Origin of the sequence: Cryobacterium sp. TMS1-20-1 (genome assembly GCF_004402355.1) — a bacterium.
GTDB classification, from domain to species: domain Bacteria; phylum Actinomycetota; class Actinomycetes; order Actinomycetales; family Microbacteriaceae; genus Cryobacterium; species Cryobacterium levicorallinum.
Genome location: NZ_SOGF01000047.1, coordinates 19,672 through 46,451 on the forward strand (window position 1 = coordinate 19,672; position 26,780 = coordinate 46,451).

Sequence of the window (26,780 nt, forward strand, 5' to 3'; positions counted from 1 at the left end):
GGTCGCCCGTCGTGATACGTCAGCGGATGGCGGGGGCCAGCTCCTCGGCGGCCTGCGCGAACTCTAGGTAGCTGTAGCGCCGAGCGCCGTAAACGATCGCATCCTTGTTTGGGAATACTTCGGCGCTGCGCTGCAGAAATCGCATCGGTGTGTGCGGTGAATCGTTGGGCGAGCTGGTCTTGGTGTCAATCACGCGGGACTCCTGTGTCCGGAAAGATGCACCGAAGTGGGGCTAGTGGAATGCGCTGACCCCGGTGAGGTCACGTCCGATGAGCAGCGACTGGATGCTCTCGGTGCCCTCATAGGTGTGGATTGACTCGATGTCAGCGAGGTGCCGAATAACGTGGTTTTCGAGCAGGATGCCGTTGCCCCCGAGCATGTCGCGGGCCAGCGACGCGAGCGAGCGCGCCGCCCGGGTGTTGTGGAATTTGGCCAGGCTGGCCTGGATCGGGCGCAGCGTTCCGGCCGCGTCGAGTTCGGCCAGGCGCATGCAGTGCAACTGCATCGAGGTGAGTTCGGAAAGCATGAGAGTGAGCCGTTCCTGCACGATCTGAAAACCGGCGATCGGCTTGCCGAACTGTACCCGCTGCTGGGCATAGTTGAGGGCCGCTTCGAACACCGCGGTGGCGTGTCCGAGAGCTGACCAGGCCACACCGAGCCGGGTCGCGAACAGTACGACAGCGGTGTCCTTGAAGGTATGGGTGCCCGGCAGGACGGCGTCCAGCGGAATGCGCACGTCGGTCAGCGTGATGCGGGCCTGGTGCACGGCGCGCAGAGAGCCTTTGCCGAGCATCGTCTCGCCGTGATACCCGGGCAGGGACTGGTCGACCAGAAATCCGCGCACGTTGCCGTCATCGTCGCGGGCCCAGACCACGGTCACATCGCCGACCGAGCCATTGCCGATCCACTTCTTCTCGCCGTTGATCACCCACTCGTCACCGTCTCGGTGGGCGGTGGTCTCCAAGGCCACCGAATCCGAGCCGTGGTCCGGTTCGGTCAGGGCGAAGGCGCCGAGCTTCTCGGCCCGGGCGAGTGGCACCAGCCAGGTGGCTTTCTGCTCGTCGCTGCCGAACATGGCGATGCTGCGCAGGGCGAGCCCGCCCTGCACGGCCACAACGGTGCCCATCGAACCATCGCCGCGGGAGATTTCCATGTTGACCAGGCCCGCCGCGAGCGGAGACATGGGAGTGAGGCCCGGACCTTCGACGCCGTCCGTGAGCAGGTCAAGCTCGCCGAGGCGGCGAGCCAGGTGCAGCGGGTACTCCGCTTTGTCCCAGGCTTCGCTCAGCTCGTCGAGCGTCTCCACCGCAAAGGTACGTGCCCGGCCCCAGAAGGCCCGATCCGCCTCGGGAACATCGGCGAAGACGCCGTAATAGTCGGTGTCAAGCGGGGCGGACACATCGTAATCGGGCATCATTGCCTTTCGCAGCAGCGGGTGTGACTACAGTTCTACCTGACACTGAGTTTCAGGTCAAGTGACACTTAGTGTCAGATGCCGCCTGATTGGTACCGGCCCGCGATCGCCCGGGCGACGTCGTCGGGCAGGGCGGAGGCCGGAAACACCGCGACCAGCAGCTCGCTGACCGGGGTGGCCGCGGCCACGCCTCCGGGGGCAAAGCGAGTGCGTACCGCCTGCAGGTGGGCGGCCAGTCCTGCCGAATCCAGCATCCGTTCTGTTCCGGCAGCGCGAATCATGCGGCGCAGCTCATAATTGTGCGTGGCCGTCACTGCCGCAGCGAATTGAATGGCCAGCACCGGGTCGACCTGCGGCAGCCGTCGCCGCAGATAGGCCGAGAAGGTCTTCTCGTAGCGCGACACCATGACCGTTTCCCGGTCGCGCAGAACGGATGTCTGGCGCACCACCCGGTCGCGCACCCGCACGACCTCGAGGCGCTCCCGAAATCGCTCGAACACGAGCGCGGCAGCGTCGCACACGGCCAGCCACGGGTCATCGTGTTCGCGGGTGAAATACTCGCCGATCTGCTCGAGCAGCTCATCATGATCGGCGAAGATCACGTCGTCCTTCGACCGGAACTGTCGAAAAAAGGTGCTGCGGGACACCCCGGCGGCGGCGGCGATCTGAGCCGCGCTGGTGGCCTCGTATCCCTGGGTGTGGAACAGGCCGACGGCGATGTCGGCGACGGCGACGCGGCTGCGGGCATCCGCTGGTCGCGAACTGGAAACCGGGGTGAGGGTGGCTGGTGCAGACGGATCAGACATGGTCTGGCGAAATTAGCACGGAACGGTGGCCGGCCGTCGCGCCGCCCTGCCCGCCAAAGGAATGCGACCGGGTCCGGGCCCGGTCGCTGGGCCCATGTTCTATCGTGGGCCCACTTGCCGGGCCCGGGCCCGGAAAGTGAAGGGGCGGGCCGGGGCAGATTGCGGCTCGGGTGGATGTACCGGCGAATGCACAAGGTTTCCATAAGGCCCGCGAAGCACGCTTGCACCATTCGCTCACCCTGAGGAGATAGGTGTGTCATGAGCAGGTTCGAAGGTAAGGGAATCGTCCGCAGCAACAGCAATTCCTCCGGAATGCGAGGTAGTCCACCTTCCCAGGACAGTGGAAGATCCAAGCGAGTCTTCGGCAAGCCCATGCGCATCCTCGCCGCCGGCATGGCGGCCGTACTCTACGCCGGACTCGGCCTGACGGCCGCACTCCCCGCGCAGGCGGTCGTTGCCCCAGTCGGTCAGGGCTTCGCCGTCACGGTTTCTGACCTCGCCTACATTCTCAAGCAGATCAAGATCGCCGAAGCCCACGTCGCCAACACCACCTCGGCTACCGGCCCGTGCGGCGCCCTGGTCGGAACGGGCGCCAACCAGATCGCTAGCCCGCTGCTCTCGCTCGGACTGCGCACCGTCGACGGTTCCTGCAACAACCTGCAGCCCGGCCAGGACCAGTTCGGCGCCGCCGACCAGGTCTTCCCGCGCCTGGCGACGCCGGTCTTCTCCGCAGCGGATGTCACTCCCTCCGGCTTCGGACCGCCGAACCCGACCTCCTACGCCCAGAAAAAGGGCCTCGTCTTCGACTCGGAGCCGCGCACGGTCAGCAATTTGATCGTCGATCAGACCTCGACCAACCCGGCCGCCATCGCTGCCGCCGGAAACCCGGTGCGGACCCAGGGCAATGAGGGCGTTGTGGCCTGCACGACCGACCCGAGCCCGGACGTGCCGTTCGGCGTTCCGGCCGGCTGTATCCCCTCCCACGAGACGCTGTTCATGCCGAATGTGACGACCGACGTCGGCCTCTCGCCGCCATACAACTCCTTGTTCACCTTGTTCGGCCAGTTCTTCGACCATGGCATTGACCAGACAGTCAAGGGCGGCGGCACCGTCTTCGTGCCCTTGCAGGCCGATGACCCGCTGGTCGCCGGGCCGGACCACGTGTTCGGCAACGCTGACGACCTCGACCCGAACCTGCGCTTTATGGTGCTGACCCGCGGCCAGAACCAGCCCGGAGCCGATGGCGTCGCGGGCGATAACCCGTCCACCCCGGCCGATGAGAGCGCCGACGACATTCGGGATGCCCTCAACACCAACTCGCCTTGGATCGACCAGAGCCAGACCTACTCCTCGCACGCCTCGCACCAAGTATTTCTGCGCGAGTACGTCACCGAGGGAAATCGACCGGTTGCCACCGGCAAGCTGCTCGGCGGACCGGCCGGACCCACAGCTGGCGGTATGGCCACCTGGGCGACCGCCAAGGCCCAGGCCGCGAACGTGCTCGGACTCCTGCTCGTCGACCAGAACGTCACCAACATTCCGATGTTGGCAGTGGATGCCTACGGCAAGTTCATCCCGGGACCGCTGCGCGGAATGCCGCAGTATGCCACCGCGACCGGCCTGGTCGAGGGTGACCCGGCGAACCCCGTGGCCGTTCCGAGCAACGTGCTGTACTTCAACACCCCGTTCCTCACCGACATCGCGCACAACGCGGAGCCGAAAGCCGGACTGACCCCGGACGGTAACTCGACTGCATCCGCTGACTTCGCCAGCCAGCCGGCCGGAACCTACGACGATGAAATGCTCAACGCGCACTTCATCGCCGGAGACGGTCGCGTCAACGAGAACATCGGCCTGACCGCCATTCACCAGGTCTTCCACTCGGAGCACGACCGTCTGGTGGACGATATCGAGAACACCCTGACCAACGACACTTCTGCCAAGGGTGTTGCGGCCCTGGCCGAGTGGAAGTTGGCCAGTGGGGCCGCCGGCTGGAACGGCGAGCGTCTGTTTCAGGCTGCTCGATTCATCACCGAGATGGAATACCAGCACCTCGTGTTCGAGGAATTCGCGCGCAAGGTGCAGCCGGGAATTAACCCGTTCGAACCGTTCGCGTTCACGCAGACCGAGATCAACCCCGCGGTCAAGGCGGAGTTCGCTCACGCCGTGTACCGCTTCGGGCACTCCATGTTGACCGAGACGATCTCGCGTACGAACGAGGGCAAGCCCGGCGCCGACGGCGAGTTCGGCACGAGTGACGACGTTCAGGGCAGCCTGAACGACATCTCCCTGCTCGAGGGGTTCCTCAACCCGCCTTCGTATACCGACGGTGGGCCCGATGGTCAGCTGACCTCCGAGGAGGCAGCCGGCAGCATCATCATGGGTATGAGCGACCAGGTTGGTAACGAACTCGACGAGTTCGTCACGGATACGCTGCGCAACGACCTGCTCGGCTTGCCGCTCGACCTGGCAGCGATCAACATGACTCGTGCGCGTTCTGAGGGCGTGCCGCGGTTGAACGTGTTCCGCCGCGACCTGTTCAACAAGACCAACGACGGGGCGCTCAAGCCCTACACGAACTGGATCGACTTCGGGGAGAACCTCAAGCACCCGGAATCGCTGATCAACTTCGTGGCCGCCTACGGTCAGTACCCCACCATCACGGGCGCGACCACGCTCGACGGCAAGCGTGACGCCGCACGACTGATCGTGAGCCCGGACGCCCTGGCCGGGGAGTTCTCTCCGGATGGCGCCATGGACTTCATGAACAGCACGGGAGCGTGGGCCAACTCGGGCACGCACTCGATCACCGGTCTCGACGAGGTCGACCTCTGGGTCGGCGGACTCGCAGAGATGACCACGCCGTTCGGTGGCCTGCTCGGCACGACGTTCAACTACGTGTTCGAGAACCAGATGACCGACCTGCAAAACGGTGACCGGCTGTACTACCTGGCCCGCACGCCCGGCATGAACCTGCGCACCCAGCTGGAGGGCAACTCGTTTGCCGAATTGATGATGCGCAACACGAACGCGCATTCGCTCAAAGCGGATCCCTTCGCCACGGCCGACTGCAAGTTCGAGCTGAAGAACCTGGCTGGAACCGTCGCAGGCTTCGCGGCTTCGGGCAACACCGTCGCCAACGACCCGCAGTCCGAGTGTGACGAGACAGCGCTGCTGATTCGCATGCCCGACGGCACGATCAAGTACCGTGCCCGCAACACGGTCGACCCGACCGGCATCAACGGCCAGGCGGTCTACAACGGCACCGCCCAGGTGGATCGGGTATTCGGCGGCAACGACAACGACACCTTTTGGGGTGGCCTCGGCAACGACGTCATCGAGGGTGGTGGCGGAGCCGACGTGGCTCTCGGCGGTGAAGGTGACGACATCATCACCGACCTTGCCGGAGACGACGTGCCCAAGGGTGGCCCCGGCAACGACGCGATCGACGCCGGTCCCGGACTCGACATCATCATGGGTGGCGAGGGCAAGGACTTCACCAACGGTGGAGCCAATGCCAACGAAACCTTCGGCGGCGCCGACGACGACTTCATCATTCTCGGTGAAAGCCTCGACGCGGCCTTCGGTGACGGTGGCGACGACTGGGAAGAGGGCGGCAACCAACCCGACCTCATGATCGGAGACAGTAGCAATCTGTTCTTCCTGGACGACTCACAGAAGCCCGGTCACGACTTCATGATCGGCCAGGGCGGCGATGACGACTACGACATGGAGGGTGGCGACGACATTGGCGTTGCCGGTCCGGGAATCGAAAAGAACGCTGGCGGGTCCGGCTACGACTGGTCGACCGGCCAGGGTGACCCGCAGGCGCAGGACGCCGATCTGGCCCTGCCGATCGCGCCCCTCGACATTCTGCAGGTCGGTGTGCGCGACAAGTTCAATGAAGTCGAGGCACTTTCCGGCTGGAAGCTGAATGACATCCTGCGTGGTGACGACCTTGTTCCCAGTGCTGTGGGTGGCGGCGGCTTCATCGGCTGTGACGTTCTGGACCAGGCCGGAGTTGACCGCATTGCGGGCTTCGACGCGCTGATTCCGGAATTCACGACCACGCTGGCATCCGTTGTCGCACTGTCGGCACAGGGTGACTGCCCGATCCTGACCGGCCCGAACGTCTGGGGCGCCGGCAACGTGCTCCTCGGCGGCGGCGGCAGCGACCTGATCGAGGGACGAGGAGCCGACGACATCATCGACGGTGACGCGTACCTCAGCCTTCGACTGAGCGTGCGGACCAACCCGAACGATCCGGCGACGGAGATCGGCAGTGCCAGCATCAACGGCACGAACCAGAGTGCCATGACCAGCCAGTACCTGTCTGACGGCGCCGGTGGACTCACCGGACCGACCCTGCAGGAGGCTGTCTTCGCCGGCGCGGTCAACCCGGGCAACATCGTGGCTGTCCGCGAGATCCTCTACGGAACGGGTGGTATCGACAGCGCGCAGTTCTCTGGTCTGACCAGCGACTACGAGGTGACGACGACCGGCGGCGACGGCACTCTCGGTTCTGCGGGCTCGGTCACCACGGTGATCGACAACCGCGGCACCGACGGTACAGACACCCTGCGCAACATCGAGCGCCTGCAGTTCAGCGACACCGTGGCTCCGGGAACCCCGACCATCGGTGCGGCCATTGCCGGCAACGGGCAGGCAACCGTGGACTGGACCGCGTCGCCGACCGGCATCGCCACCAGCTTCTCGGTGAGGGTGCTCGACTCGTTCGGAGACCAATTCGGTGCACTCCGCACCGCAGCCGGAACCGCGTTCAACCTGGTGGTCACCGGGCTGGACAACGGCTCCAGCTACACCTTCCAGGTATCGGCGACCAACGCGGAGGGGACGAGCGCATTCTCGGCACAGTCCAACGCGGTGACTCCGTCGGCACCGGTGGTCGCGGGAGCTCCGACGATCGGAACCCCGGTCGCCGGTGACGCCCAGGTGAGCGTGAACTGGACGGCCCCGACGCCGGTGGCCAACCAGGCGACAATCACGGGCTACCGGGTTCGCACCTACGAAGGAACGAGCGCCACGGTGTTCCGAACCTCGCTGGTCGCTGACGTCTCTACCGTCACGATTACCGCTCTGACCAACGGAACCGGGTACACCTTCGACGTGGCCGCGATCAACGCGGTCGGCACCGGAGCGGCCTCGGCCCGGTCAGTGGTAGTCACCCCGACCGCCCCGGTGGTGCAGGTGGTCGCTGGAGCTCCCGTGATCGGAACCCCGGTTGCCGGTAACGCATCGGCGACAGTGAACTGGGCCGCCCCGGAACCGGTGGCCAACCAGGCACCGATCACGGGCTACCGGGTGCGCACCTTCGTCGGAACGGGAGCAACGGCTGCTGCCACCGCGACGGTGGCCAACGTCACCAGCACGGTGATCGGGTCGCTGACGAACCGTACCGGGTACACCTTCGATGTCTCCGCGATCAACGCGGTCGGCATCGGAGCGGCATCCGCTCGTTCGGTTGCGGTCACGCCGCGCACGGAGTTCGTGCTCCCGACGGTGATCGCACGCACGCCGGCGTCCGGTGCTCGCTCGGTCAGCCAGACCGGCAATCTGACGGCGACGTTCAGTGAACCTGTTGCCGGGGTCAGCGGAACGACGTTCGTGCTGCGGCTCGGGACGACGGTGATCGCAGCTGCGGTCAGCTACAACGCCACGACTCGAGTCGCGACGTTGAACCCGAGTGCGACTTTGCTCGCCGACCGCAGCTACACGGCTACTCTGTCGGGCATTCGGGACGCGGCGGGAAATACGATGGTGGCCAGTTCCTGGTCATTCATCACCGGTCCGGCTCCGAGGATCACCACGAGAACTCCCGCTTCGGGAGCCACCGGGGTGCGCCGGAACGCCAACGTGCTCGCGACCTTCAGCGAAGACATCACCGGAGTCAGCGCGACCACGGTTCAGATCACCCGGGTCTCCACCGGCGCGGTCGTCACCACCTCGTCGGCGTTCAACGCCACCACCAACGTGTTGACGATCAACCCCTCGGTGACCCTGACCTCCAATGTTCAATACCGGGTGACCATCATCGGTGGCACCGCGAGCGTTCGAGATCTGATCGGGAACCCGTTCGTGACGAGCACCTGGACGTTCACGACCGGCGCCCTGCTCTAGGAAATACCTGATCCGCTTCACCCGGCCGGCGACTGAATCCAGTCGCCGGCCGGTCCCACCACTACAGCTGAACAGCACAAAGCCTTGAGGAGAGAAATGACATCACGCAGGGAAGTTCTCCAGCTCGGCGCCTTCGGTGCGCTTGGTCTGGCCAGCATGGAAGGGAATGACAATGACGTTCCGACCGTGCCGCTGCCCACTCAAAGCCAGCTCGCCCCCGCGAACATGCCGGTGCCCTACGCCGGCGTCTTTCGCCGCCCGCCGGTGCTGGCCCCGTACCAAACCGGTTTCGACGAGGGTGACCCCGACCGCCCATTCGCCCGGTACGCACTCACCCAAAAACTTGGCCAGGCGCAGTTTGTGCCGGGCCTGTCGACCACGATCGCCGGCTACAACGGCATTTTCCCAGGGCCGACCATTCGGGCTAGGCAGGGCACCCGGTGCGAGGTGCGCATTCGCAACGCACTGCCGGCCAAAGGCCTGCTGCATCCCAGCGCCTTCCGCACCGTGACCCACCTGCACGGCTCGGCGTCGCTGCCGCAGTACGACGGCTATGCGAACGACTCGACGGCGCCCGGCAACGTCAAGACCTACCGATATCCGAATTGGCAGAATGCCCGCACTTTGTGGTACCACGACCATAATCAGCACCTCACCGCCCAGAACGTCTATTCGGGACTGGCCGCGTTCTATCCCCTGACCGACAGCTATGAGAGTGCGCAACTCCCCCAGGGGGAGTTCGACGTACCGCTGATGATCTCCGACGCCATGTTCAACGCCGACGGATCGCTTGGATACAACGACCGGCTACACAGCGGCCTCTACGGCGACATCATCCTGGTCAACGGGGTGCCGTGGCCGACCATGAAGGTCAAGCCACGCATCTACCGCTTTCGCGTGCTGGTCGCCTCCATTTCGCGGTCCTATCGCCCAACTTTGTCGACCGGCGACCCGGTCTACATCGTCGCGACTGATGGCGGGATGGTACCCATCGTGCAGCCCGTCGCCTCCTGGCGCCACGGCACGGCAGAGCGGTACGAGATCCTGATCGACTTTCGCAAGTATCGGGTCGGGCAAAAGATCGGCCTGCTGAATCTGAGCAATAAAAACAACGCCAACTTCGTGAATACCAACAAGATCATGCGGTTCGAGGTCGTTGCCGATTCCGGTTCCAGCCTGGGCAGTATCTCGGCGATTCCAGCGACGCTGGATGACGGCGGCTCTGTCAACCCGCACCAGGGCGGGATCGCCACGATGAGCCTCACCCCTGCCATGGCCAAAGTCAAACGCAGCCTCAAGGTGGAGAAGGTGAATGGCGTCTGGAAGATCAATGGCACGACTTGGGACGACGTCGTGGCCTCCCGCTTCACCCAGTTGTTCGCGAACCCGCAGCCTTACGACGTCGAGCAGTGGACCATCACCAACGGCTCCGGCGGCTGGTTCCACCCGGTGCACATTCACCTGATCGATGCCAAGATCGTCGGCCGAAACACCAACGGCGGCAAGCCGTTCGTCTGGGAAAATGGGCCGAAGGACGTCTTCTACGTCGGCGAGAACGAGTCGATCACGGTACTCATGCAGTTCGACACCGGGCCGGAGGCCGGCGGCCGCTACATGATTCACTGCCACAACCTGGTGCACGAGGACCATGACATGATGGTGCAATTCGCGGTGGGAGACTCCCGGGTGAACGACCCGATCTACTCCGATCCCGCCTATTGGGACACGATGCCGATGAATGCCTACCCGCCGGTGTACCTGCCGGGGCTGCCAGCCGGCACCTGATGGTTCACGCGACCCGTCCGACCTCGGCGGTGCGGCTTCTCGCTCTGCTCAGCGCTGGTTTACTGGCGGCTGGAGTGCTGAGTGGCTGCACCGCTTGGGCCTCCGCCCCGCCTGGCATGACCAGCACCTCGACTACGCCAGCCGCGGCATCCGCTTCACGCAGCGAAATTGGCAATGGCCGACCCCTGGTCAACTACGACGGACCACTGGTGCAACGCCGGGTCGTACTCGCGATACATACGAGAGCGGATGCCGATCTGCCCACGTTGCGCGCCGGCGTGGACCAGCGTGCCGACGGTGCCAACCTCAGGCTCGCCGATATTCCCCCCGATGTGTTGCCGGCCGGGGTGCTGGAGCAGGCCGTGCCCCAGCTGACCCTGCTGCTGCCGGCGGGGTCGACCGAAGACGACGCGCGCGGCCTTATCGATGCATCGACGGCCACCCAACCCGCGCAGTACTTCGTGCTGACCGTTCTGGTGCACGATCTCGTCTTCGAGGTGGACGCGACCGACCCGGGGGCGTTGGCCGATGCTATTGCGCGTGAAGGCATCCTCTCTGATGCTCTGGGAAACTACGAGACCACGGCTGGCACCGACACCTTGGGCGTGAGCTACCTCGGGACACTATTGGGCGACGAAATGGTGGATTCCGTGCGCAGCGCGATGGCACGCCCGGCCGGCACCACACCCCGGCGGGTGGCTGTCCTGGCCGGCACGCCCGGCGGGACGGGCGTTGACGTCGCCGCCGAACCGATCCCACAGCCGGTGGTCTTGGCTGGCGGAACCGCGCATGAGGTGGTGAGCGATGCGCCGGTGGCCGAGGCCGAGGTTGACTCGACACCGGTGGGACCGTGGCTGGCCTACTGGATCGGACTCGCGGTGGTGCTGGGCGTGACGGTGCTGTTCGCCGGTTGGAGTCTGGTGCGGCGCAAGCCTCGGGCTAGCGCGTTCGAACCGGAACGACCCGATCCAGAGTCGCCATGACGGAAGTGCCGCCGCCCACCCAGGAGCGCACCTCGAGGGTACCGCCGGCGACCTCGATGGTGTCGCGCATGATGCGCAGACCCATGTGATTCTCGGGTGCGTCCGCGGCCATGTCGAAGCCGCAGCCGTTGTCATGGATGAGCAGGATGGTGCGATCGGTATCTTGCATGAGCGTCAGCTCGACGGTGCCGGCCTTGGCATGTTTCACGGTGTTGGCGAGCACCTCGCGGGCCACCCGATAGAACATCGCCGAGCGGTCCCGGTCGAGATCACAGTCGGGGGGAATATGCAGTTTGACCTCGATGTCGTGCTCGAGCAGCGGGGCGGCCAGCCGGGTGAGGGCGGCCGGCAGTCCGAGTTCGGCCAGATCGGGTGGGTAGAGCTCGGTCGTCATAGCGCGCAGGGTGCGCACGTTCTTTTGCAGGATGGCCTTGGCCTGGCCGAAGAGCGCCCGATTCTCGGGGGTGGAATGCATTTCCTCGGCTTCGAGGGCGTAGGACAGGCCGGCCAGATCTTGAATGACTTCGTCGTGCAGATCACGGGCAATGCGCTGGCGTTCCAGGTCGGAGGCGTCGATCGCGTGCTGCAGGAGGCGGCGTTTCGTTGACTGGTGACCCTGGATGCGCCGGGCCAGCTGGATCGCCGGCACGAGCTGGGCCATTTGAAGGGCTCCAAGGGACAGCAGGAAGGTGGGAATCAGCCCGACCACGAGTGCGTTTTGCTCGTCACGGACCCCGTCGTCATTGAAGTACGCCTCCAAAATTACGACCTGACCGTTGGCCGCCGTGGTGCGCACGTGCACCTCGACCAATTCGCCGGCCTGGGACTCGTGCACGTCGTCGGCGCCGTCCTGCACGCCGAGGTTTGCATGCCCCTTGCCTCCGGCCAGGAGTTCAGGGGCAAAGCTCGGCAGGTCGAAGACCTGGCCGATCAGGGACGGAAGGTCGGAGTACACGATTCGCCCCCCGGAGTCCCAGACCTTGATGCGCACAATCGATCCGTCGGAGATGCGGGGAGCCAGGCGGTCGTCCAGTTGACGGGTCGATCCGGGCAACCCCGCGAGGAGGTCGTCGGTAATGAGCGGTCCGATGGAATAGTCGGCGAGGCGTTGAGCCTGTTGGATGGCGTTGTCCATGGCGTTGCTCTTGGATTCAGCGCGGACCCAGAGTGCGGCCGGTACGGCGATGATCATCATGGCGATGACGCCGACGGTGATGAACCGGCCCACCGCCGAGCGCACCTCGGAACGTTCGTCCGACCGGGTTCGGTCGAGGCGGCTGGGCTTCGCCGCCGAGTTAGACATGCTGGGCGGGAACCAAACCCAGGCGAGTGGCGATCACGACGGCTTCGAGCTGGGAGTGTGCGCCAAGCTTGCCGAGGATGGACTTGACGTAACCCCGGCAGGTGTTCTCCGAGATGCCGAGGGTCTTGGCGTTGGCCCGCACGTCGGAACCCTCCCCCATGAGGCGGAGCACCGCGAGCTCGCGCTTGGTCAGCTCGGGAAACGGAACCTCCTCGTTGTGCTGTCGGCGTCGGGCGCTGAGCAGGCCCACGAGCGACGGATGCACAATGAAACCGCCAATCCGAGCATGGCGGAGCGTGTCGAGCACCGTGGCGAGCGAACCATCCTTGGGCAGGAAGGCGCAGACGCCGATCGCCGCGGCCTGTTCGAGGGCCTCGAGGGCCGGGTCGCCGGTGAGGATCACGATGCGGGTCTGCGGGGCGCGGGCCAGAATAGCGGCGGCCGCGACGAGCCCGCTGCCGTCGGGCAGGTGGTAGTCCATGACGACAACGTCGGGGACCAGCTCCAGACATGCGGCGATGCCGCTTGCGACGTTGTTGGCTGAGCCAACGCTGCACAGGTCGGGCTCGCGGTTAAGGGAACCGGTGAGCAACTCGGCAAAGGTCGTGTGGTCGTCGACGATGAGAATGCGAATCTGTGCAATGGCGGGCGAGTAAAGCGCCGTCCCCTGAATGCTGGGTTCAAGGGGGGACATCTGCGTGGTCATCTGCGGCGACCTCTCTGCCCTGTCGCGAGCTGCGTTAGCTCCATAAACCAAACCAGTGTCTGCAGAACATGAGATTTTGTCGAGTCCTGTTGTTTTTGTCCCCCATATGGTATGACTCGGGAATCAGGCGCGAGCGACGGCGCGGCGCAGGAATGAGGTGATGACATCAGTGGCCTCTCGGAGGGAATCCGCGACCGGCTCTGGTCGCGGAAGTGTGCTCGGTCGGGGGCGCGAATCGGGTGCTGGCACTCCCAGCTGTTCGTGCAGCACGAGAAAGGCCGAGAGCACGTCGGCAAGGTCACCGTCTTCGGCGGCCGTCGCGTGCAGCAGACGCAGCTGGGCTGAGCGCAGAATCTGGCCGGGTGCGCAGCCCAGTTCGCTCTGCATGGCATGGCGGCACCGGTCATAGGCCTGCAGGCCCTGGGCGTGGCGTCCGGCAGCCTCCAGCCCGAGGATGAGGGCCGTCCAGGCTCGTTCATTGAGCGGGTCATCGGCAATCGCGAGGGTGGCGAGATCGACGGAATCGTCGATCCGGTGCAGGGCAGCGGCGGTTTCGGACGCCAGAACGCGGGCTGCGGTCAGCCGGGACGCGTGCAGGTCACGTGCCTCCGATGCCCACGCTGCGACCAGTTCATCGCAGAGCAGTGGGGCTTCGGCGAGGTCGAGGGCGCGAAGTAAGAAGGGGTAAGCCAGCTCGGGATTGGTTTTCTGGGCTCGTTGCAGCAGATGGTCGAACTGGTCAAGGTCGACATCGACCAGGTCGCGGTCCAACACATAGCCGCCGGTCGTTGTCTGCAACGGCCCGAACTTTCCCGCACCGGGCTGCAGGTGGCGGCGCAGCACGCTGACATAACTTTCCAGGGTGGGCAGGGCTTCGACCGGCGGGTTTGCTCCCCAGAGCAATTCGATCAGGTGGTCTTTCGATACCGGGAGGCCAACGTGTACGAGAAGAATCTCCAGGATCTGGCGTGGTTTCGGTCCGCCGAGTTGGTGGGCGTGCAGAACAACGGGGCCGCGTCGAATGGTCAGGTTGCCGAAGAGTTGAACGTTGAGGTGTGCGAAGGGCGCGCTGGCTGGCTGCACTCGGGTGTCCGATTCCATTGTCATGAAGACCTCCACTGTTGGAATGCGACAATGGTGCCCGTTTGCCCAAGCCCGGGGTAAGCCGCGGGTGGACTAGGGAACTACCCCCAATTTCGGGGACCATTTCAGGAGTTGGTATGGTGCCCGGTTCCGAGGGACAGGCTGGCCCCCTGAGGCCTATCCAGGACGAGGGCAATGACCTGATTGGGGATTTCGAAAACGAGGGTCGCTTGAACGGATGCTCCGCTCTGCTCCGCCGGGTCGACCCAGAGCGCGGCGGACCGCGCGCCGAGTCCGGATAGGGAGTAGTCGGCGGCGCGAAAGGCGAGGCCGGAGGCATCCGTTTCGGTCAGTTCGAGCAGAATGCGCACGCGGTGGACCCCGGGCTACACCGGGCTGGAGAGCAGATCGGCGGCGGTCGCCGGCACCCAGCCATCACGAGCCAGGCGATGGCCAATGGGATCAGAATTTCGCGGCGGCGTTGGAACAGGGAGCTCATCCAGCAGGGCCACGGCGAAGCTGCCCGGGTCATGATCTCGTGCCCGGTGTGCACGGCGAAGGTGCCCAGGTCGACCAGAATAGCGCCGGCCATGGCGGCGAATTCGGCCGATTCCTCCGTGTTGTCGACCATCGCCGGCGCAGCCCCAACCGCGAGCAGCACGTTGGCGGTGAAGCCGGCGACGACGGTATTCATGAGCCACTGCACGAGCGGATGGTGCCGGCGGAGTGCCGCCAGCACGCGAATGGCCTAACCAGCGGATGCCGGGGTGACCGTGGGAGTGTCGGTGGGCATCCGCTTGTCGAAAATGACCGTCATTAGAGCACCCGCAGCGGTAGATAGACCGAGCTGCCCAGACGGGTGAACTCGGCCGACTTCTCGGCCATTCCCGCCTCGATGGCCTCGAGACTGGTGAGGCCGTTCTCTTCGGCGTACACCCGAACATCCGCTGAAATACGCATGGAACAGAACTTGGGACCGCACATGCTGCAGAAGTGGGCGGCCTTGGCGGGGCCGGCCGGCAGCGTCTCGTCGTGAAAGCTCTGCGCGGTGTCCGGGTCAAGCGAGAGCGCGAACTGGTCGGTCCAACGAAATTCGAACCGGGCCCGACTGAGGGCGTCGTCGCGTTCCTGGGCGCGCGGATGCTGTTTGGCCAGGTCGGCGGAGTGCGCGGCGATCTTGTAGGTGATCACGCCGGTTTTCACGTCGTCGCGGTTGGGGAGGCCGAGGTGTTCCTTGGGCGTGACGTAGCAGAGCATGGCGGTGCCGGCCTGGGCGATGATGGCCGCGCCGATCGCGCTCGTGATGTGGTCGTAGGCCGGTGCGATATCGGTGGCGAGCGGGCCGAGCGTGTAGAACGGGGCCTCCTCGCAGAGTTCCTCTTCGAGCGCCACGTTTTCGACGATCTTGTGCATCGGAACGTGGCCGGGGCCCTCGATCATCACCTGCACGCCGTGCGACTTCGCGACCTTCGTCAGCTCACCGAGGGTGCGCAGCTCCGCGAACTGGGCCTCGTCGTTCGCGTCGGCGATCGAGCCGGGGCGCAAGCCGTCGCCGAGCGAGAAGGTCACGTCGTAGCGGCGCAAAATCTCGCACAGCTCCACGAAGTGGGTGTAGAGAAAACTCTCCTGGTGGTGCGCGAGGCACCAGGCGGCCATGATCGAGCCGCCGCGCGAGACGATTCCGGTCACCCGGTTGGCGGTCAGCGGCACGTAGCGCAGCAGCACGCCGGCGTGCACGGTCATGTAGTCGACGCCCTGCTCGCACTGCTCGATCACGGTGTCGCGGTAGATCTCCCAGGTGAGCAGCGACGGGTCGCCGTTGACCTTTTCAACGGCCTGGTAGAGCGGAACGGTGCCCACCGGAATGGGCGAGTTGCGCATGATCCACTCCCGAGTGAGGTGAATGTCCTTGCCGGTGGAGAGATCCATCAGGGTGTCGGCGCCCCAGCGGGCCGCCCAGACCATCTTCTCGACCTCTTCGGCGATCGACGAGGTCACCGCCGAGTTGCCGATGTTCGCGTTGATCTTCACGGTGAAGGCCTTGCCGATAATCATCGGCTCGCTCTCCGGATGCTTGTGGTTGGCCGGAATGACGGCCCGGCCGCGCGCCACCTCGTCGCGGACGAGCTCGACCGAGACGCCCTCGCGCGCGGCGATGTAGGCCATCTCCGGCGTGACAATGCCGGCGCGGGCCCAGACCAGCTGGGTGGCAGCGCCGTCGATGGGCAGCGGATGCTCCCACCCGGCCCGAGTCTGCGGCAGCCCCTTCTCGAGATCGATTGTGGCCGTCTCGTCGGTGTACGGGCCGGACGTGTCGTACAGGTCGAAGTGTTCGCCGTTGCTGAGGTTCACCCGGCGAACGGGAATTTCGAGCCCGGGCCAGCCTTCTATCGGTTCGTAGCGTTTGCTGCTGCCCTGGATCGGGCCCGTTGTGACGGTTTCGGACATAGTTGTGTCGTCAATTGTGCGCATGTTCTCGAACTTCCTACGCCGGCATTACCCGGACAGGTTCAACGGTCGACGGCCCTGGCCGTCCTCTCAGCTCGCTGGTGCGCGCTCCCGTGGTTGGTGTGTCTTCTGACTTCTTTACCCTAGCGCTGGTTGCGCGCTCGGGGCCTACCGGGGTCGCGGTCACCGCGCCCGGTGGGGGCCATCGCGCCGGGCATCGCTGGCGCGATGACCGGGAGCTGGCGCCCGAGCCTGCGGCGGGCCAGGCATAGCTGGCGCTGGGCATCCGCTTAGCGAGCGAGGGCGGCCAGCTCGGCGCGGGTCGAGGCGCCGACCTTGCGCAGCAGGTTGGCCACGTGAAACTTCACTGTGTTCTCGCTGATGGTCAGGGCCTGTGCGATGGCCTTATTGCGCGCCCCAGAGGCGACGAGTTCGAGCACGCCGCGTTCGCGTGGGCTGAGGCCCCAGGCCGCGGCGGCGGTGACGGATGCCGTGGGCGCGTCGAGCGGCAGCGACACGGCCATCTCGGAGCCCCAGCCGGCGGTGGCCTCCACGTTGAGGGTGCCGCTGAGCGCGACGACGCGGGCGGCGAGCTGGCGCACGCTCGGAACCTCGGCATCGAGGTTGCCCGGACCGTCGTCCCGAATGTGGATGAGCAGGTTACTTCCGTCGCAGTCCCACTGCACGCGCACCCGCGCGACCCCGGCCTGTTCGACGAGGGCGAGTACGGCGCCGCGCACGATGGCGCGGGCTTCGTGGGCGACCTCGCCGGGCAATGCCCGACCGTTCACCGGCGGCTCGATGAACTGCACGTCGAGGTCGCCGAAACGCACGAGCGGGCGCAGGTCGTTCCTGAGGCGTTCGAAGGCGCGGGCGACGGGTTCCTCGGTGAGACTGCGATCGAGGTCGCTCACCGCGCGCAGGGCGACCATCGCGGCGGCGGCGAGTTCGGTGGCCTTCTGTCGGGCGGCGGTGTCACTCGTGCTGCCGGAGCGCAGCACAGCGAGCAGGGATTCCAGCGTGGTGGCGTGTGCGTCGGTGAGGTCGGCGATGAGTTTGGAGCGTTCGGCGGCTGCGCTGCGCGCTGTTTGAACCGGGGAGTTTGCGGGGAGCGTCGAGCGTTTTGCGGTCGTGGCGGATGACGCGGCCGGTTCGGCTGCTCCGGTAGCAGCATCAGACCGGAGGGCGGCGGCGGCCGTGCTGCGCGCAGCGGCCTCAGTGGCGGTGGCGCGCACGCCGGGGTTAGATGAAGCGGAAGTCATGCCCCCAGCCTACCCGGGCCATCCTCGGAGCCCACCCAGAGCCATCCGTTTGGGTAGGAAAACCGCTCGTTTGGCGGGCAGCATTCCCACTCGAAGGAGTGGAACATTGAATCATGACCGAAACGACAACCACCCCACTGGCAGCGGATGCCCTCGGCCTCATTTTCGCCGAGAACGGCCGCGTCGTCGAGGCGCTGCAATCGGCATCCGCTTCAGTACTGGATGCGGCGGCAACCCTGCTCGCCGCGGCACCCCGGGTATTTGTGCTCGGTGCTGGCCGCTCCGGGCTGGCACTGAAGATGACCGCGATGCGACTCATGCACCTCGGCCTCGACGTGCACGTGGTGGGCGAGGTGACCAGCCCGGCGATTGTGTCGGGTGACGTGCTGCTGGTGGCGAGCGGATCCGGAACGACGGGCGCCATTGTGCGTGCCTCCGAGACGGCTCACGGCGTGGGGGCGAGCATTCTCGCGCTGACCACGGCGCCCGAGTCGCCGCTCGGGCGGCTCGCCGCGGTGAGCGTGGTCATTCCCGCGGCTGCCAAGCAGGACCACGCCGGGCAGGTGTCGGCCCAGTATTCGGGCGGCCTGTTCGAGCAGTCGGTGTTGTTCGTCGGCGACGCCCTGTTTCACATGCTCTGGAAGGCGAGCGGTTCCACGGCCGAACAGCTCTGGCCGCGTCACGCCAACCTCGAGTAATGCCGACCGGGCCCGGGCCCGGAAACCGGGCCCATGTTAGATCATGGGCCCACCGACCGGGCCCGGGCCCGGTCGCAAGAAACACGTACCCCAACAGAAAGAAGAACCCCCATGAAGCTTCAGGTAGCTATGGACGTACTGACCACCGAAGCGGCGCTCACGCTGGCTGCTCAGGTTGCACCGCACGTCGACATCATCGAGCTCGGCACCCCGCTGATCAAGGCAGAGGGCCTGCGCGCCGTCACCGCGATCAAGAACGCGCACCCCGACAAGATCGTCTTCGCCGACCTCAAGACGATGGATGCCGGCGAGCTCGAAGCCGACATCGCCTTCGCCGCCGGTGCAGACCTCGTCACCGTGCTCGGCACGGCTGGGGACAGCACCATTATCGGAGCCGTCGCCGCCGCGACCAAGCACGGCAAGGGCATCGTCGTTGACCTCATCGGCGTTGCCGACAAGGTCACCCGCGCCCGCGAGGTCACCGCGCTCGGTGCCCAGTTCGTCGAGATGCACGCTGGACTCGACGAGCAGGCCGAGCCCGGCTTCTCGCTCGCCACACTGCTCAACCAGGGCGAGACCGCCAAGGTTCCGTTCTCCCTTGCCGGCGGCGTGAACCTGTCGACCATCTCTTCGGTGCAGCGCGCCGGAGCAACGGTCGCCGTTGCCGGCGGAGCAATCTACGGCGCCGAAGACCCGGCCGCAGCTGCTGCCGCCCTTCGCGCCGCGATTATCTAGCCCAAGCGCTTGATCTGGTGCCGTCCCGCTTCTGCGGGGCGGCACTTTTGCGTTCAGCGGATGTCCCTGCCCGGGTGACGAGAAATCCGACCGGGCCCGGCCAGCGGCATCCGTTGTTAAAGCCTCGCTCACGGGAACACGCCAGGGCTCGTTTTGGCTCGAGGAGCTCGAGCCGCGTACCGGCTATCCAGCGCTCACCGGCGACCTGCGCTGCAACCTCGCGATCGTTGGCGGCGGCTACCTCGGACTGTGGAGTGCGGTGCTGGCCAAGCAGCAAAACCCTGATGCGAGGGTGCTTTTGTTGGAGGCGCGCACGGTCGGCTGGGCGGCATCCGGTCGCAACGGCGGCTTCTGCGAGGCGAGCCTGACCCACGGTGACGACAACGGGCGCAGTCGCTGGCCGAAAGAGATCGACCGACTGACCGAACTGGGCAACGAGAACCTCGACGAGATCGAACGAGCGGTGGCTGACCTCGGCATCGACTGCGATTTTGAACGCACCGGATCCATCGACCTCGCCATCGAAGAGCATCAGATTGAGTGGCTGCGCGAAGAGACGATCGGCGAAAACGTGGTGTTTCTCGACGAGTCCGCAGTGCGGGCCGAGGTCGCGTCGCCGACCTATCTCGCCGGCGTCTGGCACCGGGGCAGCACCGCCCTCGTGCATCCGGGCAAGCTCGCTGCCGAACTGGCGCGCGTGGCGACCGACCTTGGAGTGGAGATCTTCGAGCACTCGCTCGTGCAGAGCGTGGACACGGCCCGACGTCGGCCGGCCCAGGGCGCCCGGGTAGTGACCACGGGCGGCACCGTGACCGCGCAGAAGGTCGCGCTCGCCACCAATGTCTTTCCCTCGCTGCTCAAACGCAACAAACTCGCGACCGTTCCGGTCTACGACTACGTGCTAATGACCGAACCGCTCGATGCGAGCCAGCTCGCCGCGATCGGCTGGCAGAATCGGCAGGGCCTGAGCGACCTCGCCAACCAGTTTCACTACTACCGGCTGAGCGCCGACAACCGCATTCTGTTTGGCGGCTACGACGCCGTGTACCACTACGGGCGAAAGGTGCGCAGCGGCTACGAGAACCGACCGGAGACCTTCGAGAAGCTCAGCAGCCACTTCTTCACGACGTTTCCGCAGCTGGCCGGCGTGCGCTTCAGCCACAAATGGGCGGGCGCGATCGACACGTCCACGCAGTTCTGCGCCTTCTTCGGGCAGGCTCGCGGCGGGCGCATCAGTTATGCGGCCGGCTTCACCGGCCTCGGTGTTGGTGCCACGCACTTCGCCGCCCAGGTCATGCTGGACCAGCTGGCCGGCCGCAGTACGGAGCGCACTGAACTGGCCATGGTGCGGGGCCGTCCGCTTTCGTTCCCACCGGAGCCGCTCGCATCCGCTGGAATTCAGGCCACGCGCTGGGCACTCAATCGTGCCGACCACAATCGGGGCCGCCGCAACGTGCTGCTCAAGGGGCTCGATGCCGTGGGGCTGGGCTTCGACTCGTAGTGCTTCAGCCGAGCAGCAGCTTGCGGAGCTGGTCGGTCGAGTGCACGACCGCGGTCGCCGCCTCGGCCTCGGCCGGCGAGCCGTAGCCCCACTCCACCAGAATCGCCGGAATGCCATTCGCCTGCGCGCCGATGGCGTCGTAGCTGCGGTCGCCGACCAGGACGGCGCCGCCGGTGTCTACGCCGGTCGCGGCCAGGCGGGCGAGCGCCTCTGCGACGATGTCGGCCTTGTTGCTGCGGGTGTCGTCGGCGGAAGCACCGACGGTGGCCGTGAAGTACTTGGCGAGGTCGAAGTGCGTGAGAATGGCGATCGCACTGAGCTCGGGCTTGCTGGTGGCCAGGGCGAGCGGAATTCCGGCCGCGTGGATACGTTCGAGCAGGCCGGCGACGCCGGGAAAGACAGCCGTGTCGAGCGCGGCGGCGCCGTGGTACTCGGCGCGGTAGACGGCGATGGCTTCGACGGCTTCGGCGGGGGTCATGCCGGCGTATTCCTGAAAGGCGTCGAACATGGGCGGGCCGACGTAGGCGAGCAGTTGGGCAGCGGAGGGCACCGGGCGGCCGAGCAGCGTAAACGTGCGGGCCAGAGAGCTGGTGATGGCCGGGGCGGAATCCGTGATGGTTCCGTCAAGGTCGAAGAGAATGGCGCTCCAGGTGCGCGTCAATGTTGCGTTCATTCGGCATAGCCTAGGCGGTCAGCCGAAAAAGTGTCCCATTTACCCATTTTCTCAGCATTCGTACGGTTAGCGAGGCGCTAGCCTTTTTGTTCCCCCTCACAAAGGAATCCGTATGACGTCGTCTCCGCCCGCCCGCCTGATCTACGGATGCATGGGACTCGGCGGCGACTGGAGCCCCGCTCCTTACGTCGCGGCCGATATCGACCACGCCGCCGCCGCGATCGAGGCCGCGCTGGCGATCGGCGTGACCGTGTTCGACCACGCCGACATCTACCGCTTCGGCAAGGCGGAGCAGGTATTCGGCGAGGTTCTGAAACGCGCGCCGGGACTGCGCGAGCGCATCGAGATTCAGACCAAGTGCGGCATCCGCTTGGATGCAGAGCACGCTCCTTACGACCTCGGGGCGATCGTGGCGCGCGTCGACGACAGCCTCGCGCGCCTGGGCGTTGACTACGTCGACACCTTGCTGCTGCACCGGCCCGACCCGCTGATGGAACCCGCCGTTGTCGCCGCAGCGGTGGCCGACCTGCACGCCGCCGGTAAGATTCGCGCCCTCGGCGTCTCGAACATGTCGGGCGCGCAGATCGCGTTCCTCCAGCGCGAGATCGACCTGCCGATCGTGGTGAACCAGCTTGAGATGAGCCTGCTCAAGCGCGACTGGGTCGACAGCACGGTGCTGGTCAACCACCCGGAGGGCGCCGACAATACCTTCCCGCACGGCACGCTGGAGCACTGCGCGAGTAATGGGGTGCGGCTGCAGGCCTGGGGCGCGCTCGCGCAGGGCCGGTATTCCGGGGCGACGGGCGCGGCGGCCGAGGAGGCGGCATCCGCTTTGGTGCAGACGCTGGCCGAGGCGAAGAACACGACCCGCGAGGCCATCGTTCTCGGCTGGCTGATGCGACACCCCGCGCACATCGACCCCGTCCTCGGATCGAGCGATCCGGCGCGCATTCGGGCTTGCGGGGATGCAGCCGCGCAGGCAGCGGCGATGACCCGCGACGAGTGGTTCGCGCTGTACCTTGCGGCCCGCGGGCGCCCGTTGCCCTAAAAGAGTTTCGAGGCCGTGTCGTCGAGGCCGCGCATGGCGTCGTAGTCGAGGAGCAGACAGCGGATGCCGCGATCCTCGGCCAGCTTGCGAGCCTGCGGTTTGATCGTCTGCGCGGCAAAAACCCCACTGACCGGCGCCAAATGCGGGTCGCGATTCATGAGTTCGAGGTAGCGCGTGAGCTGTTCCACCCCGTCGATATCACCATTTCGCTTGAGTTCTACCGCGACCGATCGGCCGGCGGCATCCTGCGCGAGGATATCGACCGGCCCGATGGCGGTCATGTACTCGCGGCGCACGAAGGTGAAACCCTCGCCCAGCAGATGAATGTGCTCGGCCAACAGCTTCTGCAGGTGCGACTCCGCGCCGTCCTTGATCAGGCCGGGGTCGATGCCGAGCTCGTGCGCCGAGTCGTGCTGCACCTCGTACACGCTGACCACGAGCTGGTCGGCGGTTTTGCCGTGGGTGACCGTCCAGAGGGCGGTGATTCCGGCATCCGCTTGATCGCCGTCGGGCTCGGAGATGGCGATCGAGCAGGGTGGGCTCATCCAGTTCAGCGGTTTGTAGGAGCCGCCGTCGGAGTGCACGAGCACGCTGCCATCGGACTTGATCATCAGCAGGCGGGTGGCCAGCGGCAGGTGCGCGCTGAGACGCCCGGCATAGTCAACGGAACATTTCGCAATTACAAGGCGCACTGAACGAGTTTATCCTGGTCGCCTTCGGCCTCTCATCGGCACGGGCCTCGGCGACCGCGCTCACGGGCCGGGCGGCTCAGAAAACTCGCATTGCGATCTCGGCCGGGGCGGCGAGTAGTGCCGCTATCTCGTCGTCGAGTCGCACCAGCGTGATCGAAGCACCGGCCATGTCGAGCGAGGTGCAGTACTCGCCGACATAGTTACGTCCCACGGTCATGCCCAGCGCGGTGAGCCGCTTGTGGATGATCCCGTAGAGAATGTACAGCTCACTGATCGGCGTGCCGCCGAGGCCGTTCACCATCACGGCGACCCGGTCCCCGCTGACGAATGGCAAGTCGGGAACGATCGCGCTGAGCAGCTCGTCCACGATTTCGTCGGCGGGCATCCATTTGGCCCGGCGTCGCCCCGGTTCGCCGTGGATGCCGACGCCGATCTCGATCTCGTCGTCGCCGAGGGCAAACAGGGGTTCCCCCCGGGCGGGCGGAGTGCAGGCCGTCAGCGCGACACCCATGGTGCGGGTGACGGAGTTGACCTTTTCGCCGATGCGCACCAGCTCGTCGAGGTCGGCACCGGACTCCGCCGCGGCTCCAACGGCCTTCATCACGAAGAAGTTGCCGGCCACGCCGCGGCGGCCGACGGTGTAGGTGGAGTCCTGCACCGACACGTCATCGTCGATGAACAGCGTGCGCACCTGGATGCCGTCGGCGTTGGATGCCTCCTCGGCCATCTCGAACGCCATCCGGTCTCCGGTGTAGTTGTTGACCAGGAGCAGCACCCCCTTGTCGGAGGCGAGGAGCTTGGTGGACTCGATAATGAAGTCGATCGGCGGGGCGGCAAAGACGTCTCCAGGGCACGCGCCGTCCAGCATCCCCTTACCGACCGTCATCACGTGGGCTGGCTCATGGCCGGAGCCGGAGCCCTGAATGATGGTGACCTTGTCGTGGTTGGGGGCATCCGCTCGGTGGATGAGGTGATATTCGGGAACGTAGCGCAGGGTGTCGGGGTTCGCGAGCGCGATGCCCTCGAGCATCTCGGGAACGAACTGCTGGGGGTCGTTGATGAACTTCTTCATGATGTCTCCACGTCGTTGTCGGGATCGGATGGTTATCGGTGGGCTAGTTGGCCCAGGTTCGGGCGAGGCGCTCGACCAGCACCGCAATGGCGATCGCGCCGGCGTCGGGCGATCCCACGCTGCGCTCGCCGGTGTAGCTCGCGCGCCCGCGCCGGGCCTGGAGCAGGCTCGTGGCTTGTGCGGCCTCCCGAGCGGAGACCGCCATCTTGCCCAGAGCAGTCTTGGCGTCGTCGCCGGCCGCAAATGCGGCCTCGAGCGTGTCGACGGCGGGCACGAAAGCATCGAGCAGGGTTTTGTCACCGACGTCGGACTTACCGCGGTACTTGATCCCTTCGATGGCTGCGCGCAGCGCGGTGATGGTGTCCGCCGGGCTGATCACGTTTCGGCCCTTGAGCGCGGTGCCGGCGCGCAGGAATGCCGTTCCCCAGAGCGGCCCCGACGTTCCCCCGATGGTGCTGGTGATGACGATCGCGATCTTGCTCAGGAACACCCCGGGGTCCGTGCGGTCAACGCCGTCCCAGCCGGAGAGCACAACCTCGAAACCGCGGGCCAGGGAGTAGCCGAAGTCCCCGTCACCGACAACTGAGTCAAGTTCGCCGAAGTATTTTTCGTTGACGAGGGCCTCCTCGGCGATGGAGCGCACCACGAATTCAGTCGCGTTCAGGGAACTGGTCATGATTCTTCCTCCTGGTTGGGGGCGCGCAGCAGCATCGAAAGGTCGCCCAGCGTCACGAAACCGTTCGGCACCACGCCGGCAGGAGAGCCCAGCACGGTTGCGAGTTCGCCATCCGGGTCGCCGAGCGAGGTGACGACGAGGGCGGCACCGTCAAAGTTCTCATCGACGGTGTAACTGCTCACTGTGACGAGGGTGCGCAACCCGGCAGCGCGGGCGGCGCGCAGGCCGTTGTTACTGTCCTCGATGACGATCGCCCCGTCGGTGCTCACGCCGAGGTGCTCCAAGGCATAGGCGTAGATGTCCGGCGCAGGTTTCTTGGCGGCCACGATGTCTCCCGCGAATACCTGGAACTGTGCGGCCAGGGACTCGCCCACCGCGTGGGTCAGCACTGCCCGCACGGAGGGTTCGGCCGAGGTTGAGGCGACCGCGAGCATCCAGCCGGCAGCAGCCGCCTCGGCGACGATCCGGGCGATCCCCGGGCGGGCGGGCAGCGCTCCGACAGCGATCAGGTCGGTGTAAATCTGGGTCTTGCGCCGATGCCAGGTGGCGACGGTTTCTTGTTGCCGGGCCGGATCGGCGGGAAGATGGGCCGCCTGAACGAAGTCCGGCGTGAGCAGGCTCGTAAGGCGTTCCTTGCCACCGCCGATCAGCAACTTCGCGGCGTAATCCTCCTCGCTCCAGTGCACGGGCAGTCCGAACTCCGCGAAGCTGGCGTTGAAGGCGGGCAGGTGTCCGTGGCGTTCGGTGTCGGCGAGTACGCCGTCGCAGTCGAAGATCAGTGCCGGCATCGCTTACCAGGCCTGGCCGGCCGAGCCGAACGTGCGGGCCAGGCCCGTTGTGAGGTCGACGACATCGCCACTCACAGCGCGAAAAAGCGTCGGCGGGTCCCATTTGTCGGCCTCTTCGGCGAACCGCAGGTTAGCCAGGGTGGATTGCAGATAGGTCACCTTGAGGGCGGTAGAGATGTTCACCTTGGAACAGCCGCGCTGGATCAGGTCGTGGAATTGGGCGTCCGTCATTCCGGTGCCGCCGTGCAGGGCGATGGGTATTGGATGCGCCGCCACCAGATCGCTGACCCGGTCGAAGTCCAAAACGGGTTTCGATTTGTAGACGCCGTGGGCGTTGCCGATGGACGGAGCGAAGACATCGACGCCGGTCGCTTCAATGAACGCGAGGGATACGTCAAGGGTCTGCCGCGCCGCGGTCTGATCGGAGCCGACACCGTCTTCGACGCCGGTGATGGATTCAATCTCACCCTCGACATGGGCTCCGTAGCCTCGGGCCTCCTTGACCACCTCAATGGTTTGGCGCTGGTTCTCGGCCACGGGCAGCTGGGACGCGTCGAAGAGCACCGAGTTCCAGCCGATGGCCAGGCACTCGCTGATCACGTCACGGTCGGGGCAGTGGTCGAGGTGCAGGGCGACGGGCACGTCGATGTCGGCGGTCATGGATTGCCACATAGCGAACAGCACCTTCGCGCCGATCGAGCGCACGGTCTTGACCGACGTCTGCACGATGATCGGCGAGCGAACTTCGACTGCGGCAGCCAGCACCCCCTGCATGGTGAGGTCGTTGAACACGTTGACAGCAGGCACGCCGTAGCGGGCATCGAACGCCCGGTCGACGATTTCCTTCAGGGAAACAACTGGCACGACGGCCTCCTTTGGCTTCGTCCCACGTTAAACCGGCACGCGCATCGCGCGCTATCGGGGAGTCCCCCCATTCGCTTTGGGGGAAATCCCTGGTCGTCGTCGGCA

General features: G+C 65.8%; 23 protein-coding genes, 1 pseudogene and 1 riboswitch. Of the genes and pseudogenes, 8 read left to right on the forward strand and 16 right to left on the reverse strand.

What is annotated here, in order from left to right; genetic code table 11:
- Window positions 1-19: 19 nt before the first annotated feature.
- The 3 genes from E3O45_RS17695 to E3O45_RS09745 form a co-directional block, all read right to left on the reverse strand.
- The gene (locus E3O45_RS17695; protein WP_174843078.1) at window positions 20-193 is read right to left on the reverse strand and encodes a hypothetical protein; all 174 of its coding nucleotides are present in this window, start codon (window positions 191-193) and stop codon (window positions 20-22) included.
- A gap of 39 nt (window positions 194-232) precedes the next feature.
- Complete coding sequence (locus E3O45_RS09740; protein ID WP_134443225.1) at window positions 233-1,417, reverse strand: acyl-CoA dehydrogenase family protein; 1,185 nt, start codon at window positions 1,415-1,417, stop codon at window positions 233-235.
- 71 nt (window positions 1,418-1,488) lie between these two features.
- The gene (locus tag E3O45_RS09745; RefSeq protein ID WP_134443226.1) at window positions 1,489-2,220 is read right to left on the reverse strand and encodes a TetR/AcrR family transcriptional regulator; all 732 of its coding nucleotides are present in this window, start codon (window positions 2,218-2,220) and stop codon (window positions 1,489-1,491) included.
- Between the two features lie 1,800 nt (window positions 2,221-4,020).
- Between E3O45_RS09745 and E3O45_RS18410 the strand changes: the two are divergent.
- The 4 genes and pseudogenes from E3O45_RS18410 to E3O45_RS09760 all read left to right on the forward strand — a co-directional run.
- Window positions 4,021-5,727 (forward strand): annotated as a pseudogene (locus E3O45_RS18410) (peroxidase family protein); the annotation flags it as partial.
- A gap of 378 nt (window positions 5,728-6,105) precedes the next feature.
- On the forward strand, window positions 6,106-8,358 hold the full coding sequence (locus tag E3O45_RS18415) for a fibronectin type III domain-containing protein (protein WP_370450361.1): 2,253 nt from the start codon (window positions 6,106-6,108) through the stop codon (window positions 8,356-8,358).
- A gap of 96 nt (window positions 8,359-8,454) precedes the next feature.
- Window positions 8,455-10,143, forward strand: coding sequence for a multicopper oxidase family protein (locus tag E3O45_RS09755; RefSeq protein WP_134443228.1), 1,689 nt, complete (start codon window positions 8,455-8,457; stop codon window positions 10,141-10,143).
- 116 nt (window positions 10,144-10,259) lie between these two features.
- On the forward strand, window positions 10,260-11,126 hold the full coding sequence (locus tag E3O45_RS09760; protein ID WP_134443229.1) for a hypothetical protein: 867 nt from the start codon (window positions 10,260-10,262) through the stop codon (window positions 11,124-11,126).
- Here the strand turns inward: E3O45_RS09760 and E3O45_RS09765 are convergent.
- The 7 genes from E3O45_RS09765 to E3O45_RS09795 form a co-directional block, all read right to left on the reverse strand.
- Window positions 11,083-12,429: a sensor histidine kinase gene (locus E3O45_RS09765; protein WP_134443230.1), complete on the reverse strand. Its 1,347-nt coding sequence runs from the start codon at window positions 12,427-12,429 to the stop codon at window positions 11,083-11,085. The genes E3O45_RS09760 and E3O45_RS09765 overlap by 44 nt on opposite strands.
- Window positions 12,422-13,135, reverse strand: a complete 714-nt coding sequence (locus E3O45_RS09770) for a response regulator transcription factor (protein WP_134443231.1) — start codon at window positions 13,133-13,135, stop codon at window positions 12,422-12,424. Before E3O45_RS09770 ends, E3O45_RS09765 begins: the two co-directional genes overlap by 8 nt.
- Before the next feature lie 123 nt (window positions 13,136-13,258).
- Entirely contained in the window at window positions 13,259-14,242 is a 984-nt protein-coding gene (locus tag E3O45_RS09775; RefSeq protein WP_134443232.1) for a BTAD domain-containing putative transcriptional regulator, read from the reverse strand.
- A gap of 101 nt (window positions 14,243-14,343) precedes the next feature.
- Complete coding sequence (locus E3O45_RS09780; protein WP_134443233.1) at window positions 14,344-14,589, reverse strand: hypothetical protein; 246 nt, start codon at window positions 14,587-14,589, stop codon at window positions 14,344-14,346.
- Window positions 14,568-14,957, reverse strand: coding sequence for a hydroxyethylthiazole kinase (locus tag E3O45_RS18220; RefSeq protein WP_370450358.1), 390 nt, complete (start codon window positions 14,955-14,957; stop codon window positions 14,568-14,570). Before E3O45_RS18220 ends, E3O45_RS09780 begins: the two co-directional genes overlap by 22 nt.
- Before the next feature lie 77 nt (window positions 14,958-15,034).
- Complete coding sequence (thiC, locus tag E3O45_RS09790; RefSeq protein ID WP_134443234.1) at window positions 15,035-16,690, reverse strand: phosphomethylpyrimidine synthase ThiC; 1,656 nt, start codon at window positions 16,688-16,690, stop codon at window positions 15,035-15,037.
- Window positions 16,684-16,791, reverse strand: a riboswitch (TPP riboswitch). It overlaps the preceding gene by 7 nt.
- 165 nt (window positions 16,792-16,956) lie before the next feature.
- Entirely contained in the window at window positions 16,957-17,928 is a 972-nt protein-coding gene (locus E3O45_RS09795) for a response regulator transcription factor family protein (RefSeq protein WP_134443235.1), read from the reverse strand.
- A 113-nt stretch (window positions 17,929-18,041) separates the two neighbouring features.
- Here E3O45_RS09795 and hxlB point away from each other — a divergent pair, with 113 nt between their 5' ends.
- The 3 genes from hxlB (at window position 18,042) to E3O45_RS09810 (ending at window position 20,862) form a co-directional block, all read left to right on the forward strand.
- Window positions 18,042-18,626, forward strand: a complete 585-nt coding sequence (gene hxlB, locus E3O45_RS09800) for a 6-phospho-3-hexuloisomerase (RefSeq protein ID WP_134443236.1) — start codon at window positions 18,042-18,044, stop codon at window positions 18,624-18,626.
- A gap of 111 nt (window positions 18,627-18,737) precedes the next feature.
- Complete coding sequence (gene hxlA / locus E3O45_RS09805) at window positions 18,738-19,361, forward strand: 3-hexulose-6-phosphate synthase (protein WP_092448092.1); 624 nt, start codon at window positions 18,738-18,740, stop codon at window positions 19,359-19,361.
- A gap of 31 nt (window positions 19,362-19,392) precedes the next feature.
- Entirely contained in the window at window positions 19,393-20,862 is a 1,470-nt protein-coding gene (locus E3O45_RS09810; protein ID WP_134443237.1) for an FAD-binding oxidoreductase, read from the forward strand.
- A 4-nt stretch (window positions 20,863-20,866) separates the two neighbouring features.
- On the opposite strand, the gene E3O45_RS09815 is transcribed toward E3O45_RS09810, so the two are convergent.
- Window positions 20,867-21,535 (reverse strand): HAD hydrolase-like protein, encoded by a 669-nt coding sequence (locus E3O45_RS09815; protein ID WP_092448097.1) that lies wholly within the window; start codon window positions 21,533-21,535, stop codon window positions 20,867-20,869.
- Between the two features lie 112 nt (window positions 21,536-21,647).
- Between E3O45_RS09815 and E3O45_RS09820 the strand changes: the two genes are divergently transcribed.
- On the forward strand, window positions 21,648-22,583 hold the full coding sequence (locus E3O45_RS09820) for an aldo/keto reductase family oxidoreductase (RefSeq protein ID WP_241985310.1): 936 nt from the start codon (window positions 21,648-21,650) through the stop codon (window positions 22,581-22,583).
- Here E3O45_RS09820 and nucS read toward each other — a convergent pair.
- The 5 genes from nucS to E3O45_RS09845 all read right to left on the reverse strand — a co-directional run bounded on the left by nucS (window position 22,580) and on the right by E3O45_RS09845 (window position 26,675).
- Complete coding sequence (gene nucS, locus E3O45_RS09825; RefSeq protein WP_092448099.1) at window positions 22,580-23,275, reverse strand: endonuclease NucS; 696 nt, start codon at window positions 23,273-23,275, stop codon at window positions 22,580-22,582. The genes E3O45_RS09820 and nucS overlap by 4 nt on opposite strands.
- A gap of 76 nt (window positions 23,276-23,351) precedes the next feature.
- Complete coding sequence (dhaK, locus tag E3O45_RS09830; RefSeq protein ID WP_134443238.1) at window positions 23,352-24,347, reverse strand: dihydroxyacetone kinase subunit DhaK; 996 nt, start codon at window positions 24,345-24,347, stop codon at window positions 23,352-23,354.
- A 43-nt stretch (window positions 24,348-24,390) separates the two neighbouring features.
- Window positions 24,391-25,023, reverse strand: coding sequence for a dihydroxyacetone kinase subunit DhaL (dhaL, locus tag E3O45_RS09835; RefSeq protein ID WP_134443239.1), 633 nt, complete (start codon window positions 25,021-25,023; stop codon window positions 24,391-24,393).
- Complete coding sequence (locus tag E3O45_RS09840) at window positions 25,020-25,811, reverse strand: HAD-IA family hydrolase (RefSeq protein ID WP_134443240.1); 792 nt, start codon at window positions 25,809-25,811, stop codon at window positions 25,020-25,022. Before E3O45_RS09840 ends, dhaL begins: the two co-directional genes overlap by 4 nt.
- A 3-nt stretch (window positions 25,812-25,814) precedes the next feature.
- Window positions 25,815-26,675, reverse strand: coding sequence for a class II fructose-bisphosphate aldolase (locus tag E3O45_RS09845; RefSeq protein WP_134380629.1), 861 nt, complete (start codon window positions 26,673-26,675; stop codon window positions 25,815-25,817).
- Window positions 26,676-26,780 lie beyond the last annotated feature (105 nt).

Coding starts and splice junctions, on each gene's coding strand:
- dhaK (WP_134443238.1), bottom strand. CDS start 24,347: ATGAAGAAGTTCATCAACGACCCCCAGCAGTTCGTTCCCGAGATGCTC.
- E3O45_RS09745 (WP_134443226.1), bottom strand. CDS start 2,220: ATGTCTGATCCGTCTGCACCAGCCACCCTCACCCCGGTTTCCAGTTCG.
- hxlA (WP_092448092.1), top strand. CDS start 18,738: ATGAAGCTTCAGGTAGCTATGGACGTACTGACCACCGAAGCGGCGCTC.
- hxlB (WP_134443236.1), top strand. CDS start 18,042: ATGACCGAAACGACAACCACCCCACTGGCAGCGGATGCCCTCGGCCTC.
- E3O45_RS09740 (WP_134443225.1), bottom strand. CDS start 1,417: ATGATGCCCGATTACGATGTGTCCGCCCCGCTTGACACCGACTATTAC.
- E3O45_RS09820 (WP_241985310.1), top strand. CDS start 21,648: ATGACGTCGTCTCCGCCCGCCCGCCTGATCTACGGATGCATGGGACTC.
- thiC (WP_134443234.1), bottom strand. CDS start 16,690: ATGCGCACAATTGACGACACAACTATGTCCGAAACCGTCACAACGGGC.
- E3O45_RS09775 (WP_134443232.1), bottom strand. CDS start 14,242: ATGACAATGGAATCGGACACCCGAGTGCAGCCAGCCAGCGCGCCCTTC.
- E3O45_RS09765 (WP_134443230.1), bottom strand. CDS start 12,429: ATGTCTAACTCGGCGGCGAAGCCCAGCCGCCTCGACCGAACCCGGTCG.
- E3O45_RS09840 (WP_134443240.1), bottom strand. CDS start 25,811: ATGCCGGCACTGATCTTCGACTGCGACGGCGTACTCGCCGACACCGAA.
- E3O45_RS09770 (WP_134443231.1), bottom strand. CDS start 13,135: ATGACCACGCAGATGTCCCCCCTTGAACCCAGCATTCAGGGGACGGCG.
- E3O45_RS09815 (WP_092448097.1), bottom strand. CDS start 21,535: ATGAACGCAACATTGACGCGCACCTGGAGCGCCATTCTCTTCGACCTT.
- E3O45_RS09760 (WP_134443229.1), top strand. CDS start 10,260: ATGACCAGCACCTCGACTACGCCAGCCGCGGCATCCGCTTCACGCAGC.
- E3O45_RS09795 (WP_134443235.1), bottom strand. CDS start 17,928: ATGACTTCCGCTTCATCTAACCCCGGCGTGCGCGCCACCGCCACTGAG.
- E3O45_RS09755 (WP_134443228.1), top strand. CDS start 8,455: ATGACATCACGCAGGGAAGTTCTCCAGCTCGGCGCCTTCGGTGCGCTT.
- dhaL (WP_134443239.1), bottom strand. CDS start 25,023: ATGACCAGTTCCCTGAACGCGACTGAATTCGTGGTGCGCTCCATCGCC.